The sequence below is a fragment of the Pseudoalteromonas sp. MQS005 genome (genome assembly GCF_001661605.1).
Classification (GTDB): Bacteria; Pseudomonadota; Gammaproteobacteria; order Enterobacterales; family Alteromonadaceae; genus Pseudoalteromonas; species Pseudoalteromonas tetraodonis.
In genome coordinates, this window is sequence record NZ_LYRQ01000039.1 from 1 (window position 1) to 18,050 (window position 18,050).

Sequence of the window (18,050 nt, forward strand, 5' to 3'; positions counted from 1 at the left end):
TAATCACTTTTATATATCTTTAAAGTTTTAGATCACAATAATAGTTTGTTGCCCAATCAATTAAATTAGAAGAGAAAATATTATGGCAACACATAAAAGTGCATTCAGTAATGCCGGTATTAACGAAGATCCTTTATTTATCGGAATATCAAAAGCGATTTATAAAGTAGCAAGTAGTGACCGCAGCTCAATTCATCATATTAGGTATACGGTAATTTATGTTATCTACAATACAGCAGTAGTATCTGATGATAATAATTTTATTCAGATGCTGATTGATCTAGCTAAAACGCGTGAAGGCCTCATTCTTATTTTTGAGCAGTTAATTGTTAATAACACCTTTAACTCACAAAACCTCTCTCCCAAAAGTAATGTAAATCACTAAATTGAAACCAAAAAAAAAGACTGCTTAAAAGCAGTCTTTTCTATTTTATTGCTGTTTACCTAGCTGGTGGTGCATCCAAATGAAGCTACCAAAGAAAATAACGAAACTAACTAGCCCCGTTATTAACCCAAAAATCTGAATTTCATTCATCTTTCACTCCTCGGGTGGATTGCAAAAGCTTATATATAAACCTATCACAACCGACACGACGACACAAATTAATGCAAATACAATCTTAATTGCACCTTGAATTTGAATTCCACTACATGTTTTACCATCGAATCCACACGGTCCAAATAAATCAGTGAATCCTGAAACTGTAAGTTCAGGGATAAATCCAACAATTGTAGCTAACAAGATTAACTCGATCATTATTCTCGATAGCTTTTTATGCATAATCACTCCAAGAGTGTTTATTGATTTTTTTCATATCAACTCCACAAAATAAAGGGAGCTGCCCATAGAGGGAGATAGCTCCCTCTATGGGTTAAAATTTACACTTCAAAAAGCAGTTCAGCCGCTTGCGAGGCCTGGCTAAGTGTAGCGTTGTTTAGTTGCACCAGATCAACGCACTTTCTATTTTTTTCAATTAACAGAAAATGCGTTGTCTTGGCCACAAAATGCCTGATTACCACTCCAGCGTAAAAACTGTTTCGATAAGCAGCAAAATGAGAAAGGTTAGAACCTCCCGCTTTTGCCATGGCGATATGATGTTTACTCATGACTCCTCCAAAGAAATTAGAGGGAGTAACCCCCATTGGGAGTTATCTCCCAATGGGTTATTTGTTACTATTAAAAGCGAACGTCGATCTCAATATCACCAACCGGCTTACAAACACATGGCAATATCTCACCTTCGTTTATAAACCCAATTGGATCTTCAATATAATCAACACGCCCTTTTAAAAGCGTAGTTCGACACTGACCGCAAAACCCTGATTTACAGTGTGATGCGGGTGCTACATTGTTGAGCTCAAGAGTGCACAACAATGTTTTTCCAGTGTCTTTAATTGATTTGCCAGCTATTTTTATCATTCGCTCGCTCCTGTATAAACAGAAACGCTCTGTGGCAAAGTAAAGGGAAACCCTTGCTTACCTAATGATACATAAACATCAAGCCAGTCAATGCTTTTTGAACCTGCAGGAATGTCCTGCTGTGGCTCATAAATATCAACAACTTTACCTTCCCTACGTAAACGAGATGCTAGCGCTTGCGCTTTCTCAAGCCCTGCACCAGATCTGTCTTTGTCAGCAAAGATAATCACTGTAGTTACGTTCTCAGGGATCTTTACCATTTCTAGTAAGGAGTCTGAATAACATGACCACATAGGCATACCTGTTGCTTCTCTGATTGCTAACGCTGTTTCAATACCTTCGCAAAGACCAATATACGTTTCTTTGCTTCCGGTGATAGGTTCATCAATTTTTATTGAACAGCCACCTATATAGCTTGGTGGTGGCATAAGCTTTTTAGGTTTTTCCACATTAGCTTTGTGCCCATTACTATCTAAAAAGGTGCGGTGAATCGTAATGCGATTACCATTAACGTCAGTCATAGAACCAAGTAAACCATGAAGTTTAACTGGTTTAGATTGACCATCCCCCCACCAAAGCTCATCAGCGTAACCGAGAGTAAAAGGTAACGTTTTTGCGTCCGTTTTAAGGCCGCGACTAGATAGATAAGCTTGGACGCGACCTGTTACATCATGTGCTGCAGGTATTGCGTTATTGAATAACTTTTCTAGCTTAGCTACTCTTTTTTGTTTCTCATCTTCATTCAGGCCTTTAGGCTGAGTGCTTTTAACTGCTTGAACATATTCACGAGAAACAGTAGATAAATCACCACCACATATATCGATAATCTTGTCTAAGGCTTGCCCTTTAGAGCAACCTTCTACAAATGCGATTACATCGATACCACCGGGTAATGCACCTACATCATTGTGATAGCCTCCACCTGACTGTGACCAATCACGGAAAAGGCGAAACTTAGTTCTGCCATCTCCAGTTTTCGGGCATGGTACTTGTGGTGATCCACCATGATTATTTGATCTAGAAACGGCTTCATTAAGTCCTGGGTAGGCAGAGTAGACTGTAGACCACCCGCCTTGTGCGCTTACCAAAGCAAGAACTCTATCTAATTTTGACTCTAACATTACAACTCTCCTATTCATCAAGACGACCCTAAAGCGTCCTGAATGCAAGGCGCTTTAGATGGTCGCCTCGAATAAAAAGAAAAGTTAGCCCAAAGGCTAACTTATACTTTAGCCTTGGGCTTGAGCGGTTTGTTGTCCTTCAAATAAAGGACCCCACTTAGCACGTAATGAAAGAATCGATTTTCCATCTTTATGTACCTCTCTCAGTGTTGAGTTAGGTAGTGAAGATGGTATTGGCATGATTGCCTTTTTGGTTAATGTATTCATGTGTATCTCCTCCAAAGAGTACAAAATTTAGAGGGATACATCCCTTATGGGAGTATCCCCCATAAGGGTTGGTTGATTTTTTAAAGTTAAATTAATCCGCGCTCAGCAAATGATATGGTTCGTTCGCCAACAATTATATGATCTAAAACGTCAACATCGATTAACGATAATGAGTTTTTAATTTCATTGGTTATAGCCTTATCAGCTTGTGATGGTTCAGCGATACCGGAAGGGTGATTGTGAGCAAGAATAACCGCTTTAGCGTTTTTTCCTAGTGCACTTTTTACAATCTCTCTTGGGTAAACGCTGGCACAATTAATTGTCCCAGTAAAAAGTATTTCTTTATCTATTAATCTATTTTGAGAGTCTAGGTAAAGTATATAAAACACTTCGTGATCTAAGCCCTTTAAATAAACATCAAGATAATCATAAACCGCCTGAGGGCTTGTAAAAACAGCACCTCGTTTGAATCTATAATTTAAAATCTTTTTGGCAGCTTGAATAATCTCATCTGACGAAAGCTCAGAAGTTATTATGTATTTGCCGGTTGCTTCATTTAGTTGCAAGTTTGAAATATTCATTGTGTCTCCTCCAAAGAAACGATTTCGGAGACAATTACCCAAAGGGTGAATTATCCCCAGTGGGTTGGTTGATTTATTGATAAGTGAATGTGAAAAAGCAAAGCTTTTAAACATTAGTTTTAGGGTAAACCCAAAGTAACAACTAGAGATTGTTACTTGCTCTACTCAAATACAAGGAAATGAGTAGCTTTAATGTCACGCTTTACTCAACACCAAAAGGTGAAGTTGATAGCAAGATGCTAGCAGTTAGTAGAGTGAGTGACAGAAAATCTTTAAGGCATATAGCCGCATTTTAAAACATTTATATTGCTTTAAAATGCGTCCAGAAGGGCGCATTAGGTTGGTTATCAAGCAATTAGTTTCGATTTAACTGCTAGTTTTAAAGTTTTGGGTAAATCCATTGCATCTTTAATGCTAATAAATTCTTGTTCCTCAAAACCGATTAGCTTTGATGCACATATACCTAAACAAACAACATTAATGTCGAGTGTCTCAGCAATCTCAAGTGACTCTTGAACAAACTTAAAGTCACTGGTATCACCATCAGATATTATAATCAAAAGCTTTTTTTGCTCTTTCCTTAACGCTAATCGACGCAAAGAAGTATGCATTGCTATGCCTGTTAAAGTACCACCAGATGAACTAACTCTGAAATTAGAGATAGAAGCTCTGGCTGTGGCTTCAAAAGGCTTTACAGACAGCATATCTCCTGCTGAATAATATAAACACTCACTACTAACTCCTTTTAGCTTATCAATCGCTAGATTAATTGCTAATGCTGAATTATTAGCGTGCATCATCATCGTTTTATCCATTGAGCTAGAGCGGTCAACAAGTAAAGATATAGCCATGGTAGGTGCTTTTGTTACACGTTCTGTTTTAAAAACATTATAATTTCCAGCTTTTATACCTGCCAGTCTATTGCAATCAATGTTGTGACCATGCTTTGCATAACTTATCGAGCGGTTATCCAAACCATAAATCACTTTATGTAGCTCTCTACTAATAGGTGTTGATAGCTTTTTTGCAAAATCTATATCAAGCGGGCCGGTTGTTTGGTACTCGCCTTTATTCAAAATACTTGGTACATAAAAGTCAATGTCACTAGCATTTGAATCATTTTGGTGATCAATAGATTTTTTTTCCAACTCTTTATTAACGCGCTCATGCAAATCATCCATTAAATCAGATGAACTCGCATTTAAGCTTGCATTAATAAAGTCTTTTATTTCCTGCTCATCATGGCCACTTGAGTCACCGTCTTGGCTGTCATCTGAGTCACCGTCTTGGCTGTCACCTGAGTCACCGTCTTGGCTGTCACCTGAGTCACCGTCTTGGCTGTCATCTGAGTCACCGTCTTGGCTGTCACTTGAGTCACCATCTTGGCTGTCATCTGAGTCATCTAAGTTCAGTTTTTTTAACCAATCAATAATTTTTACAGTTAAATTAAAGCTATCCTTATTTGAGTCTAGATCAGGAATTGTATTTAGAAGTCTGATTAATTCATTGGTAGACTTATCACCAATTATTGAAGACAGTATTTTCACGGCAGAGTCACTAAATTCTTTAAGTTGACTTTGCTCACAAAATACACACCTTCCGTAATATAAAATTACAGCTTGAATAATCATTGCAGGGTTAGTTATGGAAATAGGGTCACAAAACCATTGTCGGTTCATTGCTTGAGTAACTAAGCGTTTTAAGTTAATAAAAGCTCCTGGCCACTCTCCACATACTTTTCTTTCCATTCTAACGTCTTCAATAGCATTTCTAACGCCATTAAAAAACTCCCCTTGCTGATGGGAGCGTTTAGTCCATTCAGCGCAAGTCCATTGTATATGGCCTACTTCATGGTCTATCGCTCCCTCTAGCAACTCTAAATAATCTTTGTCATTAAAGTCACCAACCGGCAAAGTAATACTCGAAAAATCCGTGTATGCACTTCCGCCAAATATTCTGACTTTAATGTCACCTCGATTGCTCATTACGCGTGTCAGCGTGCTGAACTTCTTTAGCAAATTTGATTTATTCATTTTTTTCCTCCAAAGAAAATTATTTGGGGAAATACACCCATAAGGGATGTATTTCCCTCATGGGTTGGTTGTTACCAGTCAAATCCGAAGTCATTAACTGAGCTTGTTCTCTCAACTTTTTCTTCATTATTTTCTGGTACTACTTGCGGTGCGTCTTTATGTATAAGCTGTTGCTCAACATTAGACGTATCATTAGTAGGGGTTGGTTTTGCAGGCTCATCATCTAAATGAACCTCCTGTTCTGGTTGGAATGTAAATTGCGGTTTACCTTGCGCGTGAAGCTTTAAGGTATCTTCATTAGCCATCACTAGTAACCAGTTTGTTAGCTCAGTGAATTGATGACCTTCGATATAACCTGAATTAGGTAAGTTGTTTAGGACCTCCTGAATTGTATCAACTACATTTTCAATACCATTATCAATAAAAGATAAGTCAACTAACTTATTCATCATACGCCTAAAAGGTGAACGTACTTTTTGACTTACTCTATTGACAGGTGTTTTGTCTTTGAACCAGTTTGTTTTATAAACGCCAGAGGCCTCTTTAGCAATCTCTTGCCAAAGCGTATCGGCCACATCGTCATTGATAAGATCTTCATCTTCTTCAAACAGTGCTTTCATTGCCAAAGGCTTGGTGAAAGATAGTTTAAATTTGGCTTCAAATTCGTTGCAAGACAATGCATATTTTTGAATGAGAGCTGCTATCTCAGCATTCTCATTCATATGCTGATTGACAGATACATCGTAGTCATTAATTAAACATGACACTTCATCTTCCCAATCGCGCTTAATGCTATCAAGTTCTGTTTTTAATTCATCTAATCTGGCTGTTGGGACAACCGTAAAATCGCCGTACTTAACACCATACGAATTAAACGTACGGGTCAGTCGGTTATTATACTTCGTTGTAAGCTTTAGTTTGTTTCTAGGAAACCACTGAATCTTACTCCCTTTAATTTGATTTGATGAAATTTGAGCGCCATCTAGTTCAATTTTTGCATTCGGTAAAGTTGATTCACCGCAAGGTGAGCGTAGTTGCCAGCCAAGTAAGCAAGCACCAGTTTTAAGTGATGTATTTTGTTCGGCTAACTCTTTTCCGTTTGCAATTGCTTCGTTTGATAAAGACATTGTTGTCTCCTCCAGATTTTTAAGTAAAAAAAAGGGGAGACTTCCCTAAAGGGGAGAGTGCTCCCCATTAGGGTTGGGTTGTTTAGGTGATATCTACATAAACATTACATGTCGAAATCATATTTGTTTGAGTCAAAATGACCAAAGCCAAAAAGCTTATAACCATTTGATTCTTTCGATTGAATCAAATCTTGCTTTAGGCCGTTAACTGTCATAAAAACCCATTTTTGCTTTGTAATGTCATTTTTAAACAATACATAAGTAGAGTTTTGAAATGATGTTACAGCCCAATATTTATTTTCTCCTGCGTGAAAATAGACATCAAAAACGCTGGTGACTTTAAAATCACCATTTGAATTGAGCATATATTGCGGTTTGCATTGAACGTAACTACATGACTGAAAGTGCCTATCAGAGTGAATCATAAAATAACTATTACCCTGGTTAATTAAATCAGTTTTGTCTGTTGCTTCTAAAAGCTCAGGCGTACTCATTTTATCAGCATCTATTAGTTTAGTTTTGTCAATTTCTAGCGGTTCAATTGTACCTTCAACACGATAAAACTTATCTTGCTTAGGTTGACAACTAAAGCCCACAAACCGATTATTTGTAACCTCAAAACACTCAAACACAGCATCATCAGGTGCAACTGTGTTGCTAGTTACACTTGATTTTTTTGTGTTTGAGCTAGTTACTTTTTTTCATTAAGCAACTCTTTTAGAGGTTTATTTATATCATCCGCCCACACTCGTTGAACAATCGCTTCAACCTCTTCAAGCTCATCATTATCAATAGAGCCCAAAAATGAAAATTCGAAGGATTCATAAGGTGCTCGATTAAGGCCAAACGTCATCATATAAAACCCCCAATGTACTAAGGTGCGAGTAGAGAACACGCAACCAAGTGGATTGTCGATTTTACCATCATGATTAACCCCTAAAGCAGCAGTACGTAATGCATCACCAGTTTGAACCATCTTCTTTCGAAGTGATATTGGCAATTTAGGAAAGTTCTTAACAAGAATTTCCATTTCAACCGCTTTGCTTGGGTATTTGGTTTTCAACCAACCGAAGCGCGAACGCAAAGCTTGGTCCAGGCGCTGAGAAGTTATATAACGATCACTGTCACCTCCACCAGTCGTATTAGCAGTAGCACTAATGCGACAATCAGGATGTTTATTAATAGTTTGACCAAAAACGCTTAACGTCCAAGGTTTACCCTCAACAAACAAGTGAAGTGATGTTGATAAATCCTCATTGGCTTTATCAACTTCATCTAAAATAACAAGTCCACCGTATTTGTAACCGGTAGCTGCTTGACTTAAGCGCTGACGAGTAACTGTGTTTCCACTATCATCAGTAACCAGCTCAGTAGACCCTTCCAAACGCTCTCCACTCATACCTACGGTTACTTTTTCAATGTAAACAGGCTCATTGAACCTATCAGCAATAAAAAGCAACATCTCTGTTTTACCAGTACCTGTTTCACCAACTAAACCCAAAGGTTTTGGTTGAGCGGGTGCAAGCCACCAAGCTAGCGCTTTACGAAGTATATCCGCATCAGGCGTGTAGTGTTTATCTGGCTTTTGACAGTTAGGGTGGCGGTGTTTACGAATAGAAATTTTAAATTGATTTGGCTCAAAAATTTCAGGAAAACGCTCATGAGCATCAACTTGAATTTTTTCGTTGTAATCAATTGTATTTACTGAGGCTAAGTTAGCTACTTTGTTATCTTGTGCTTGATTTTGAGTATTCATATTATGTCTCCTCCAAAGAGATTTTAGAGGACACAATTACCCTGCAAGGGAATTGTGTCCCTTGTAGGGTTAGTTGTTAGTAAGATTATTCTTCGTTTGCTATTAAGTATTCTTTCTCACTTAAAATACCTTGGTATTCAGGTGAGCAGTAAAGTTCAATAGCTTCACTTATACGCCATTCAGTTTTATAAACCTCAATAGCTGTGTTATATGCCAGTAAATACTTTCCTTTTAGTTCAAAAGATAAGTCAGTGAGAGCCTGATCAATCATTTTTATATACAACGCTGGAACTGCGTCTCCTTTTTCGAGGGCAATCCAGCAAAATTGATCAACATCATTCATAAAGAAATCAAATTTAAGCTCTTGTTTTGTGGCAATCGCTACATCAATTGAAACTAAAGTTTCAGCGAATATGCGAGTTAAATTCATTGTGCATCCTCCAAATCTAGTTTTAGAGGGCACTATTCCCCAGCAAGGGGGTTGTGCCCGCTTGTTGGGTTGTTAATATTTATTAAAAGTATGCTACTTCTCAGTATTTTACATCGTGCCAAAGGGGTATTTCATGCCCTTCTAGCTCCGAATATAAGTGAGAATTAGATGATTTACTAATGCCGCCGTTAAAAAGAAAGCTTTTATACCAGCAAAGTGCTTTCGCATATTTGTTAGTATTTAATACTTCATTTAAGCCAGCGTATTTTTTTAGGATTTGTGGGACTTCAATTCTGATCATACTTGCATCTAATTCGAGGCAATTACAAACAAAGTCAAAATTATCAGAGCAAATCCACTCTAACTCTTCATCAAGTATTTCACTATCTGCCTTGGCATACCGAAGTAGGCCCAACGAACGGTAGAGAACACCTTCCCAGAGAGATTTAATGTTGTCATCAGTCCAGTGAATGTAATACTCACCTTTTGATGCATCTAAACAATCATCCATTAAGCCGAAAAATACATCCTGCCCGGGTGCGACTTTTCCTGCACGATGAGCGTTGATAATATCTTCGTCTAATTGATGGCATACATATTCTGCGTTACTCGCTAAAAAGTGCTCAGTATTAAGCTTACGCTTAAACTGTTTACGTTTTATGAGTTCCGCTTTGATTTGAGCCTGTGTAATGGCTTTTTTTGGTCTAGCCATGATGTTTTCCTCCAAAGAAAATTTAAAGGAAAACTCCCAGCAAAGGGGTTTCCCTTTGTGGGTTGGTTAGCTTGGGTTATTAAGAATTAACCGTTAAAAATGCGGTTTGATTCTTTGTATGAGCGTTGTGCGCGAATAATTAACTTATCTTTGCCGTTTCTCAATCCCTTTTTTGTAAGCTTGACTTGTCTACGACGTAAGTAAGCGCCTGTTGATTTGTTATTCATAAGTCCTCCAAAGTAAAAATAAACCTGAAGGAATAACCAAAGAAGGTTAAACCCTCAGAGGTTAAATTAAGCAACAAAGTTGCTTTAGTGCACTCACAAAATAGAATTTTGCTTTTCAACGGGTGTTGAGAGTGCGTTAACTAACTTTCATTTTTAACTACTTTAAGTAGAGTTAGGCGCGGGTTGCGACAAGTTATTATGAAAGTTAGAAAGAAACTATAGAGGTTAACTTATGCTAACCGATTTTTATGTTTAACTACTGTACCTACCAGTATTTTGCTTACCATATCCCCCCGCTACGTGACTGTTTTGCCGTGGAGCAAAGCCGCCTTGGTTATTTGGCTGTGGTGCATTATTTTGCTGTGGTGCGTAGCCGCCTTGGTTATTTGGCTGTGGTGCATTATTTTGCTGTGGTGCGTAGCCGCCTTGGTTATTTTGGTTACCCCCACCTATAAGGCCATTTTGTTTTAAGCACTCAACTTCAACTTTTCTTATGTGTTGAACTGCATATTCTGCCTGAATGCGTGTAGCGTACCTATTTTCATTGGTTTGCTTATCTTTCCACACGTCGCGAACCAGCTTGCCAACAAGAGTTAGTTCATCACCAACCGCAAGAGGCTCTTTGAATAAACCTAAAAATGTATGTTCAACCTTAACGTCTATAAAGTGGACTCTATCTACCCATTCTTTTGGACCGGTATCATTTTTTTTAAAGTAGCCGTCATCAGCAGCAATTGTGATGGTTCCAAAGAAACCATTATTACCTGGTTTTATATCAAGTGCTGAAATTCTTCCGCCAAGCTCTGACCGATTTAGTTTAGGTGTGCGCATAAATAGCTCCTATAAATTAAAAGTATAAACATCAAGCAATCAAAGTTACTTAGATAGCCTTATATTTACACAAAGAAAATATCGCGCTATTTACTGAAAATTAACGGCAATATTAAACATTACTCTTTGGAAAAACTCTTTATAAGAGCTTTTTCAGAGAGTAAAGATATCCTTTACTTCTGTTATATATCCCATTCAACTACAAAGTCTGGCTCTTTTATTAGGCCATTAATTAAAGCTTGTTTCTTTACTTCTTGCAGGTAATTCGGGTTAGATAAATGATCGACATCTAATCTAACTGTTTCGCCAGAAAAGAGTGTAAGAATTGATAGTGACTTTTCATAAATATGAATAGACAAGTTCTGCATAGGTTTCTCCTTGTTGGTTATACCGGTAAACCCTTTGTAAAGGATGTATTGGTATAACCAACAAAAGAAAAGAATAGGTGCCAGATGGCACCTATTAACTTAGTAATTTGAAAACCATTCGAACTGAGTAAGCTTCATGCCAATAACGTCTTTAACTTTAAGACAATCATCGTCAAACCTTACCTCACCGAAGTTTGCAATTATATTTTTTTGACCGTAAAGCTCTGTTGCTTTTTGTGACGCTTCGTTATGTGTTCCTGTAATTTCTAGGATTTTTAATGAAACTTCATCGTAAACTACGCAAAGAATGCGTTGAACTTTAACTGCTATTGAAGAGCTTCTTCCTTGGTTACAATTAATTAAGGTCGTCATGAATTAACCTCTTAATTTTTTGTAGGTAAGGATTGGCTTGACAATAAGGTGGTTTATTTTGATGGCAGCATAAGTGCAAGCTAACAAGATTAATGTGATATCCATGATATCTCCTCCAATGCATTAGACCGAAAACGCAGAACGTAAAATAAATAGATCTGTATAGCGGTCGCATCGAAGTTGATTCGATTCCTATACAGAAGAATTCCGTATAGGAATGGGTTGTTTAGATTGATGTGAGTGATACACATTAATCGTCTTAATACCAAGTTGGTACTAACGCTATTATTTACTTCAACAGCTGGAAGCCACGAAAACCAAAAAGGAATTAAAAAAATAATGCAAAAAAAGCATTGATTGAATTAAAACCGAAAAGGTAGAGTGGATTGAGAAAATCTTTATTGGAATTGAGTTTCCAATAAAGACTGAATTATAAAAGGGGGATTTTGGTAATCAAAAAGGCGTAGCCAAATTGATTTAGTTCATAAACTATAGCTACTTAATTTTTTAGAGTCAATAGCAATTCAATGGAATTTAGTCCGGTTTTCTATTCTTCTTTAAAATAAATTTCATAGATAAAACTGCTAGGATAAAACCCGTCCTTAAAGTCTTGTGGTTCGTATTCTTTACTAGGATCAAATAAGGCTGGCTTCCCAACATCATCTAAGTCATCAATATCATAAACATCTAAATAGCTATGTATAAATAAACGCTCTTCTGCTCGGGTCATACCCACCAGCATTAATCTTCTCTCTTCGTTTACCTCAGATAATGCATAAGGCATTATTTCTTCGACAGCATCAAATATAGCAACGTTCTGCCATTCTAGCCCCTTGGAGCCATGGTATGTAATTAACGAAACAACGGATTTATCAATTTCCTTTTTCGTATCTAAATCCTTTAATTTATCTGCATATTGTGAAAGCTTATCAAACCATGAACCGGGCCTTGTTTTCAGGCCTTCTAAAAGTGTCAATTCAGCTGCACACGTTACGTTGGGGTTGCCTAACCTCCTTTTCGATAGAATTAAGTCAGTTAACAGCTCAATGTACCCGGCAATTTCATTGTCGTTATAGCAATTTTCAAATAGCTTATTGTTTCTATAAAAAAACTCAAAAACTGTACCGGTTACATCAAAACCTTCATTATTTAATGAAGCCTCAATGTTGCCATCATCTTTGATGGCATTCGTTATTATATGGGTCACATTTTCATCTTCACGTAAATAACCTAAAACCTCAGCGAGATAAGAGTATTCATTTTTATTTAATAACACAGCTGATAGCTTGATTATAAAATCACCGGCAGTGGTTTTGAATATGCTCTCATCATTGCTTCGTGTATAGGGAATATCATTGCTTTTCATGAATTCTTCAGCACTTTCTAGCATTTTGTTTGTTCGAGTTATTACTGCCCACTCTCCTCCATATTTATTATAATTCTCTAAAAAAGTAGAGTACTGGCTTTTCTTGTATTTATGAATATAGGTAGTAACACTTCCACCATCTCCTTTACCTGAAACCATTTCCTTGGGAATACGATCAGCATTAAATTCAATCATATTTTTGGCTGCACTAATAATTTCGGGCCTACATCGAAAGCATTTCGTGAGCATATGAATATTAGGGGAAAATTCTTTTTTGAACTTTAGCATTGTCTCGTAACTGCGTGCTCCTCGCCAAGAGTATATGCTTTGGTCATCATCGCCTACAGGTGTCAGCTTAACGCCTTCATGCCCATGTAATGAGATCCAATCATACTGCACCAAGTCAGTATCTTGGAACTCATCAATTAGCATATGGGTGTAATTCATGAGCGGGATTTCGTTATTAGCAATACCATCAACGGCTCTTTTCGCAGCATCATCTAAGTCATAAAAGTTATTTTTTTCTTTCAACTCCCTATATGTCTCTTTCACCAACTTTATATCATCATCAGTATAATCTTTTTTCGGCTCTTGACCGCTTAATATATTTCCCACATCTGAATTTGTAAGCTTCACATCAGGTATTAATGCTTCTTTATCTAAATAGGCTCTTAATCTATCTATAAAGTTGTAGTATGTAGGCCCAATTAAAAGCTTGCCTTTTAATAAATTTCTAGATTGATCTAAAAATGCTTTATGAAAAGTAGTCACTGAGACACGCGCTATTTCTGAACTTGATAAAGCGATTTCTAATCTCTCTTTCATTTCGTTTACAGCTGCATTTGTAAAAGTAACCATTAATACTGTGCTGTGATAGTTGTTACGTAAAACATTTCTTACTTTATCAATAAGTACTTTAGTTTTGCCGCTACCAGCAGTGGCAAGTATAAGTGAATGGTTATCTATGTCGTTCGCTGCTAGATCTTGGTCAGGCGTTAACCCCATAATTAACGCCCTAACGCATTGCGTATTTCAACAGACTCACCAAGTAAGTTGTTTGCTTCTAGTGTATCAGCAAGGTCCGTTAACTCTTGCCTTTCTACTTCAGAATAGTTACCTGAACTGCTTCCTGCACCGTATGTGAGTATATCGCTAGCTTGCCTTGCAACGTCTGCACTTATATCTGCTTTATTAAATGAATCTTGTAAACTAGAATTGCTCGGGAATTCACTAAGTGTTGCAGTAGAAAGTTTATACTGAGCGTCAGGTGCCCCACTCAACCCGCTAATTATTTTGTTAACGTCTCCTAGGTCTGAACTGCTTAATGGAGACGAATCCCCGGTGCCATATATAGCATTTGATGCAAAATCTTTGCTTGACTGGGATAGGCCATCTGCATTAAGAGCACCTGATACCACGGAGCTTTCAAATGTCTTGGTACCACTGTTATCGTAACCTACTCGCGTTTGTTCTTGTCCAGATATTGTGCCCATTGAGTTTCTGATTGCTTCAGCTTGCCCAGTCATACCAATTGCGTCCAAACTATCGGCTATTTGATTTAAGTCTGACAATGACTGTTCGTTTAAATCTGTAAAGTTGAGATTTGCAGGGTTACCGCCTTGCATTGCTAATTGCTCTCTATTACTAGCCTCTAAGTTATTATAATCAACACCTACAGTAGAGCCTGTTTCATTAAAGTTTCCTACAGCCATTCTTGCTATCGCACTCGCACTTTGGTCGAAGTTACCATTAACGATGTGGCTCTCTAGGTCTCCACTATTGATTTTCTGGCTATTACTATATTGGCTTGGGTCATAAGGTGAACCGCTACCCATTTTCTCTGACAATGCATTTAAGTTACCCAAATGCCTTGCGTAATTTTGGTCATTTAGGCCCAAGAAAGAGCTTTCGCCATTTATAGCGCTTACGGCATTACTTACATCTGACTGGTCTAGATTACCCAGTGCAGCATAAGTTGCTAAAAGTTGACCTTGAGCTAATGCGTCACCTACTCGTTCGTTGCCCATCATACCGTTAACCGCTGCTATGTTATCTTGAGCGTTCCTATAAGGGTTGTTAGGTTGTTGAGCTGCCAATTTAGCATCTTGAGAATTGAGAGTTTCGTTAAATGCAGCTTGCGCTTCAGGTTGCATTGCAGCCGCAACTGCTCCTGCATATAACTGAGTTTCAGTAGGTGAAATATGGCTTCCATTAATCGTAGAGCCTTTACCTGCCGCTGCGTCATTGAGTAACCCGCTGATTGCTTGTGGTGTGTTGTTTGCAAGTATTCCAAAGCCTTTATTTAATAGGTCTTCATTTGCCAACGCACCGGTGCCATTTTCCTTCATTTTGTCGGCAACGTTTTGGCCAATTGGTGATGAGAACATGGAACCTACCGCACTAATTGCACTTTGTCCTATATCGCCTGTTTTCTCTGAAAGTAACTTCATTCCCTCAAACGCTCCGCCCATTTTGTTAGCGTTCATACCATCTGTAGCTGCTTTAATTGGTTGGCCTGAGTTTTCTACATCAGCTAAACCAGCGCTGCCTGTACTAGCAACCTTTTTGTCACCGGCATTTGAATGAGAGGCAACACTATTTTCGCTGTCATTGTGGCTATACTGTTTTGTTGGATCTTTAGCAATAGCATCAGTTACATTGCGTGAGAGCTTATCAGGATTGATGCCTGTTTTATTTTCAGGGGCATTAAATTCGTTTCTTGGTGTGCCAGAGGATTTCATTAACTCATCTCCAACTGAATATAAGCTTGATGACTCTAACACTCCAGCTAAGCCATTGACCGCTTCTCCTGCAGCCATCCGTTCAGCATTAGCTTGATTTATAGCTGTAACTTTTGATGACATTGGAAGGTTCTTACCATTTTCATCTACACCTAATATTTCGCTATTGCTGCTCATTTGTGTTGCCAGTGACTGAACAGTGCTAGCAAGAGCTATATTATCTTTTTGAGCTTGAGGTAATCTTGCGTTGTCACCGGTGTTTAGCCTGCTCATATGATGTTGGAAATTTCCTTTATCAAAGTTACCTTGCTCGTCTCCTGACATAATGCCAGCTAGCTTTTCTCGTTTTTGATCTTTAGAAAGACCTTCCATGCCTTCGGTACCAACAAGAGAGCCAAGCGCTTGATGTACTGACTTATCACTTAATGAGTCTACTATCTCTGGGATTGAGTGCTTGCCCGCCCCCGCTTGAGAGTTTTGTATTTCACCCGCATGTGCTGTACCTGAAACCTTAGCAGCAATGCTTGCTGTTTCACCTTCGGCTTTAGAGGCTTGTAGCTCGTTTAGATTTGCATATGACTGATTTACAGCGGCAGTTCGTGCAAGTGCTTGTGTATTTGACTCACCTGTCGTTGCAGATGCCGACGTTGCAGCTTTGACTGAATTTGATCTTGATTGCTTCAATGTTTCGGATAATGAAGCTCTTTGGTCATCGCTAAGCTCCTCTCCTGAGGAAGTTTGACTTGATGCGGCCGCTTTTGCCCTAATTGCAGCTGAAGCTTTAGCACTTAAAGGTGATCCACTGCCTGCTGCCCCACCAGCACCTGCCTCAATTTGTAGAGCTTGCTCGTAAGCATCTGATTTGCTTAAGCCATGCTTATTCATAAGCGCCATTGTTTGCCCTGCCATGTAAGCTTCATCTTCACTCAAGCTTGACAAATCAACGCTGTCAGTAGATTGACCTTGTTTGTAGTCTTTAATAGCACCCAATGTAGCTGAACTGCTGTTATTTACACTAGCTTGGAAAGCAGAGCTGGATTTTTCAACATCTTGCTGCTGGGCTGCTGATGAGCCGACTCTTGAACTTTCAGCCCCCATAGTTTTTAGATACCCCGACTCTTTACCTGCGCTAGGGTTAATACTAACGTCATTTTGACCAATACTAGCTCTATGTTGATCTAAATTGGTTGCAGTAGTGCTTGCAGTCATCTGCATATCTGCTTCTTTTGTAGAGCCAGCGTTTGCCGCTGTCGTAATGTCTGGGGACATTTTTTTGCTGTCAATATTTGTATCTGGTGTGGTTTTACTAGATACACCCATCATAGTATGCACGCCTCTATGTAAAATATATAACGTGATCATAGGTACGGCTGCAGCTAGTGCGCTTGCGACCGCAATGTATGACTCAATAGTTGCAATAGTATTGCCCCACATGCCAAAAGTTGTAGCGCTTATAGAGCCTCCACCACTTCCACCATCAGTAAAGCGGCCTTGAAGTGCTAATAAAGTGAACAAATTAATGGCGCTCATAGTGACTGGCCATAAGTTCACCCATATCGTTACTCCAAAGAACATAGCCACACCTTTCATTGCATCAGCCCCCATTACAAGCATAATCGCCATAACCGGAATGAGGAAGAATACAAATGCTTCTAGGAAGGTTACAAAACCAATAGACAATTCTAGTGTAAGATTTCTGTCGCTGGCCATCTGGTAGTGTCGCTGTGATTTTGTTTCAATTAGTGTAATCTCACCACGTAAAGCAAATTTATCGCCTACAGCTTGTGATGCTTGAGCGATTTTACTTGATAAATATCGTCCACGCGCAACTTCATAAGCAGACATACTGCTCATACCGGCTGTTATGGTATTAATTCCATCAGGTACGCTGAGAGGGTTTAAATTTTGCTTTTGGAGAAAGTGATCAACTACATCATTAAAGTCATTACTATATAAATAACCTCTTATTTTATTGTATGCGTTAGGGCAGGTTAAATATTCAAAAGAAGGTGAATTTATGTGAATGTAGGTACTTCTTGAGGGGGAATTAACTTTTATTGCATCTAACAACTCATCAATGTTGGCGTTTTTTAAATCTTCAGCTTTTATCTCTGCGTCACTGCCCCCCAGTTGCATATCCCAAATCGCACAATCAATTAAGTAGTTATTCATTGATGCTTGTATACTGTATTTTTGTAAATCTAAACCTGACTCGGTTTCCTCAGCGCTTAGGTATCCGAAGTTGTCTAATGATATTAAAGCACGCATTGGATCAAGAAACTGACCAGCTAAATAACCGTCGGTGGATGCAAATGAATCTTCATAATCTCTTGATAGACCATACATTCCTGATGTCATCATAGCGGCTATTGCTACAATTCCTGGTGCATCGTCAACATAATACACTTGACCAGTTCTGATTGACTCAATGGTTACATCCACTTTTGACATTGGTCCGCATAAAAGCATGAACATGAATAACCCAATAAACCATGATTGAACAGGGTTAGAATTTGGATTAATCCAGCTTTTTACCACAAGCGCCATAAGTGACAATAAGGCCGTTGCTCCAACAAGTATGTGAAGCGAACTAAACCCAAAGTCAAACATGCGCCTAAGCCCCATTATGACTTCATAAAGAAATTCTGTGTTACCAATAGAGTAGATTGTGAAATCCATAAAAACAGCCAGTTTTGAA

The 18,050-nt window shown here is 38.4% G+C and carries 18 protein-coding genes; 1 reads left to right on the plus strand and 17 read right to left on the minus strand.

Annotation, left to right across the window (positions count from 1 at the left end; translation table 11 throughout):
• The first annotated feature begins 82 nt into the window (after nucleotides 1-82).
• Nucleotides 83-385 carry a hypothetical protein gene (locus tag A9479_RS13540; protein ID WP_064663673.1) on the plus strand — a complete coding sequence of 101 codons (303 nt, stop codon included), beginning with the start codon at nucleotides 83-85 and terminating at the stop codon, nucleotides 383-385.
• A 494-nt stretch (nucleotides 386-879) separates the two neighbouring features.
• On the opposite strand, the gene A9479_RS13550 is transcribed toward A9479_RS13540, so the two are convergent.
• The 17 genes from A9479_RS13550 to A9479_RS13620 form a co-directional block, all read right to left on the minus strand.
• Nucleotides 880-1,107, minus strand: a complete 228-nt coding sequence (locus tag A9479_RS13550; RefSeq protein WP_064663675.1) for a hypothetical protein — start codon at nucleotides 1,105-1,107, stop codon at nucleotides 880-882.
• A 70-nt stretch (nucleotides 1,108-1,177) separates the two neighbouring features.
• Nucleotides 1,178-1,420 carry a class I ribonucleotide reductase maintenance protein YfaE gene (gene yfaE, locus A9479_RS13555; RefSeq protein WP_064663676.1) on the minus strand — a complete coding sequence of 81 codons (243 nt, stop codon included), beginning with the start codon at nucleotides 1,418-1,420 and terminating at the stop codon, nucleotides 1,178-1,180.
• Nucleotides 1,417-2,541 (minus strand): toprim domain-containing protein, encoded by a 1,125-nt coding sequence (locus tag A9479_RS13560; protein ID WP_064663677.1) that lies wholly within the window; start codon nucleotides 2,539-2,541, stop codon nucleotides 1,417-1,419. Before A9479_RS13560 ends, yfaE begins: the two co-directional genes overlap by 4 nt.
• Before the next feature lie 108 nt (nucleotides 2,542-2,649).
• Nucleotides 2,650-2,808: a hypothetical protein gene (locus A9479_RS19865; RefSeq protein WP_156520098.1), complete on the minus strand. Its 159-nt coding sequence runs from the start codon at nucleotides 2,806-2,808 to the stop codon at nucleotides 2,650-2,652.
• Between the two features lie 86 nt (nucleotides 2,809-2,894).
• On the minus strand, nucleotides 2,895-3,389 hold the full coding sequence (radC, locus tag A9479_RS13565; RefSeq protein WP_064663678.1) for a DNA repair protein RadC: 495 nt from the start codon (nucleotides 3,387-3,389) through the stop codon (nucleotides 2,895-2,897).
• Nucleotides 3,390-3,736: 347 nt separating this feature from the next.
• Entirely contained in the window at nucleotides 3,737-5,422 is a 1,686-nt protein-coding gene (locus A9479_RS13570) for a hypothetical protein (protein WP_064663679.1), read from the minus strand.
• Nucleotides 5,423-5,493: 71 nt separating this feature from the next.
• Nucleotides 5,494-6,549, minus strand: coding sequence for a DUF3150 domain-containing protein (locus A9479_RS13575; RefSeq protein ID WP_064663680.1), 1,056 nt, complete (start codon nucleotides 6,547-6,549; stop codon nucleotides 5,494-5,496).
• A gap of 104 nt (nucleotides 6,550-6,653) precedes the next feature.
• Nucleotides 6,654-7,181 (minus strand): hypothetical protein, encoded by a 528-nt coding sequence (locus tag A9479_RS13580; RefSeq protein WP_064663681.1) that lies wholly within the window; start codon nucleotides 7,179-7,181, stop codon nucleotides 6,654-6,656.
• A gap of 59 nt (nucleotides 7,182-7,240) precedes the next feature.
• A complete protein-coding gene (locus A9479_RS13585) occupies nucleotides 7,241-8,305 on the minus strand; it encodes an AAA family ATPase (protein ID WP_064663682.1) in 1,065 nt (354 codons plus the stop codon).
• An 85-nt stretch (nucleotides 8,306-8,390) separates the two neighbouring features.
• Nucleotides 8,391-8,735: a hypothetical protein gene (locus tag A9479_RS13590; RefSeq protein WP_064663683.1), complete on the minus strand. Its 345-nt coding sequence runs from the start codon at nucleotides 8,733-8,735 to the stop codon at nucleotides 8,391-8,393.
• Nucleotides 8,736-8,835: 100 nt separating this feature from the next.
• Nucleotides 8,836-9,447, minus strand: a complete 612-nt coding sequence (locus A9479_RS13595; protein WP_064663684.1) for a hypothetical protein — start codon at nucleotides 9,445-9,447, stop codon at nucleotides 8,836-8,838.
• An 86-nt stretch (nucleotides 9,448-9,533) separates the two neighbouring features.
• On the minus strand, nucleotides 9,534-9,674 hold the full coding sequence (locus A9479_RS19870) for a hypothetical protein (RefSeq protein WP_156520099.1): 141 nt from the start codon (nucleotides 9,672-9,674) through the stop codon (nucleotides 9,534-9,536).
• 252 nt (nucleotides 9,675-9,926) lie between these two features.
• A complete protein-coding gene (locus A9479_RS13600; protein ID WP_064663685.1) occupies nucleotides 9,927-10,505 on the minus strand; it encodes a single-stranded DNA-binding protein in 579 nt (192 codons plus the stop codon).
• Between the two features lie 182 nt (nucleotides 10,506-10,687).
• Entirely contained in the window at nucleotides 10,688-10,873 is a 186-nt protein-coding gene (locus A9479_RS13605) for a hypothetical protein (RefSeq protein ID WP_064663686.1), read from the minus strand.
• 99 nt (nucleotides 10,874-10,972) lie between these two features.
• Complete coding sequence (locus A9479_RS13610; protein WP_064663687.1) at nucleotides 10,973-11,245, minus strand: hypothetical protein; 273 nt, start codon at nucleotides 11,243-11,245, stop codon at nucleotides 10,973-10,975.
• 547 nt (nucleotides 11,246-11,792) lie between these two features.
• Complete coding sequence (locus A9479_RS13615) at nucleotides 11,793-13,616, minus strand: UvrD-helicase domain-containing protein (RefSeq protein WP_064663688.1); 1,824 nt, start codon at nucleotides 13,614-13,616, stop codon at nucleotides 11,793-11,795.
• Between the two features lie 2 nt (nucleotides 13,617-13,618).
• Nucleotides 13,619-18,031 (minus strand): conjugal transfer protein TraG N-terminal domain-containing protein, encoded by a 4,413-nt coding sequence (locus tag A9479_RS13620; RefSeq protein ID WP_082918338.1) that lies wholly within the window; start codon nucleotides 18,029-18,031, stop codon nucleotides 13,619-13,621.
• Between the last annotated feature and the right edge of the window lie 19 nt (nucleotides 18,032-18,050).

Coding starts and splice junctions, on each gene's coding strand:
- A9479_RS13540 (WP_064663673.1), top strand. CDS start 83: ATGGCAACACATAAAAGTGCATTCAGTAATGCCGGTATTAACGAAGAT.
- A9479_RS13610 (WP_064663687.1), bottom strand. CDS start 11,245: ATGACGACCTTAATTAATTGTAACCAAGGAAGAAGCTCTTCAATAGCA.
- A9479_RS13620 (WP_082918338.1), bottom strand. CDS start 18,031: ATGGATTTCACAATCTACTCTATTGGTAACACAGAATTTCTTTATGAA.
- A9479_RS13585 (WP_064663682.1), bottom strand. CDS start 8,305: ATGAATACTCAAAATCAAGCACAAGATAACAAAGTAGCTAACTTAGCC.
- A9479_RS13595 (WP_064663684.1), bottom strand. CDS start 9,447: ATGGCTAGACCAAAAAAAGCCATTACACAGGCTCAAATCAAAGCGGAA.
- A9479_RS13605 (WP_064663686.1), bottom strand. CDS start 10,873: ATGCAGAACTTGTCTATTCATATTTATGAAAAGTCACTATCAATTCTT.
- A9479_RS13615 (WP_064663688.1), bottom strand. CDS start 13,616: ATGGGGTTAACGCCTGACCAAGATCTAGCAGCGAACGACATAGATAAC.
- A9479_RS13550 (WP_064663675.1), bottom strand. CDS start 1,107: ATGAGTAAACATCATATCGCCATGGCAAAAGCGGGAGGTTCTAACCTT.
- A9479_RS13570 (WP_064663679.1), bottom strand. CDS start 5,422: ATGAATAAATCAAATTTGCTAAAGAAGTTCAGCACGCTGACACGCGTA.
- A9479_RS13560 (WP_064663677.1), bottom strand. CDS start 2,541: ATGTTAGAGTCAAAATTAGATAGAGTTCTTGCTTTGGTAAGCGCACAA.
- radC (WP_064663678.1), bottom strand. CDS start 3,389: ATGAATATTTCAAACTTGCAACTAAATGAAGCAACCGGCAAATACATA.
- A9479_RS19870 (WP_156520099.1), bottom strand. CDS start 9,674: ATGAATAACAAATCAACAGGCGCTTACTTACGTCGTAGACAAGTCAAG.
- yfaE (WP_064663676.1), bottom strand. CDS start 1,420: ATGATAAAAATAGCTGGCAAATCAATTAAAGACACTGGAAAAACATTG.
- A9479_RS13590 (WP_064663683.1), bottom strand. CDS start 8,735: ATGAATTTAACTCGCATATTCGCTGAAACTTTAGTTTCAATTGATGTA.
- A9479_RS19865 (WP_156520098.1), bottom strand. CDS start 2,808: ATGAATACATTAACCAAAAAGGCAATCATGCCAATACCATCTTCACTA.
- A9479_RS13575 (WP_064663680.1), bottom strand. CDS start 6,549: ATGTCTTTATCAAACGAAGCAATTGCAAACGGAAAAGAGTTAGCCGAA.
- A9479_RS13600 (WP_064663685.1), bottom strand. CDS start 10,505: ATGCGCACACCTAAACTAAATCGGTCAGAGCTTGGCGGAAGAATTTCA.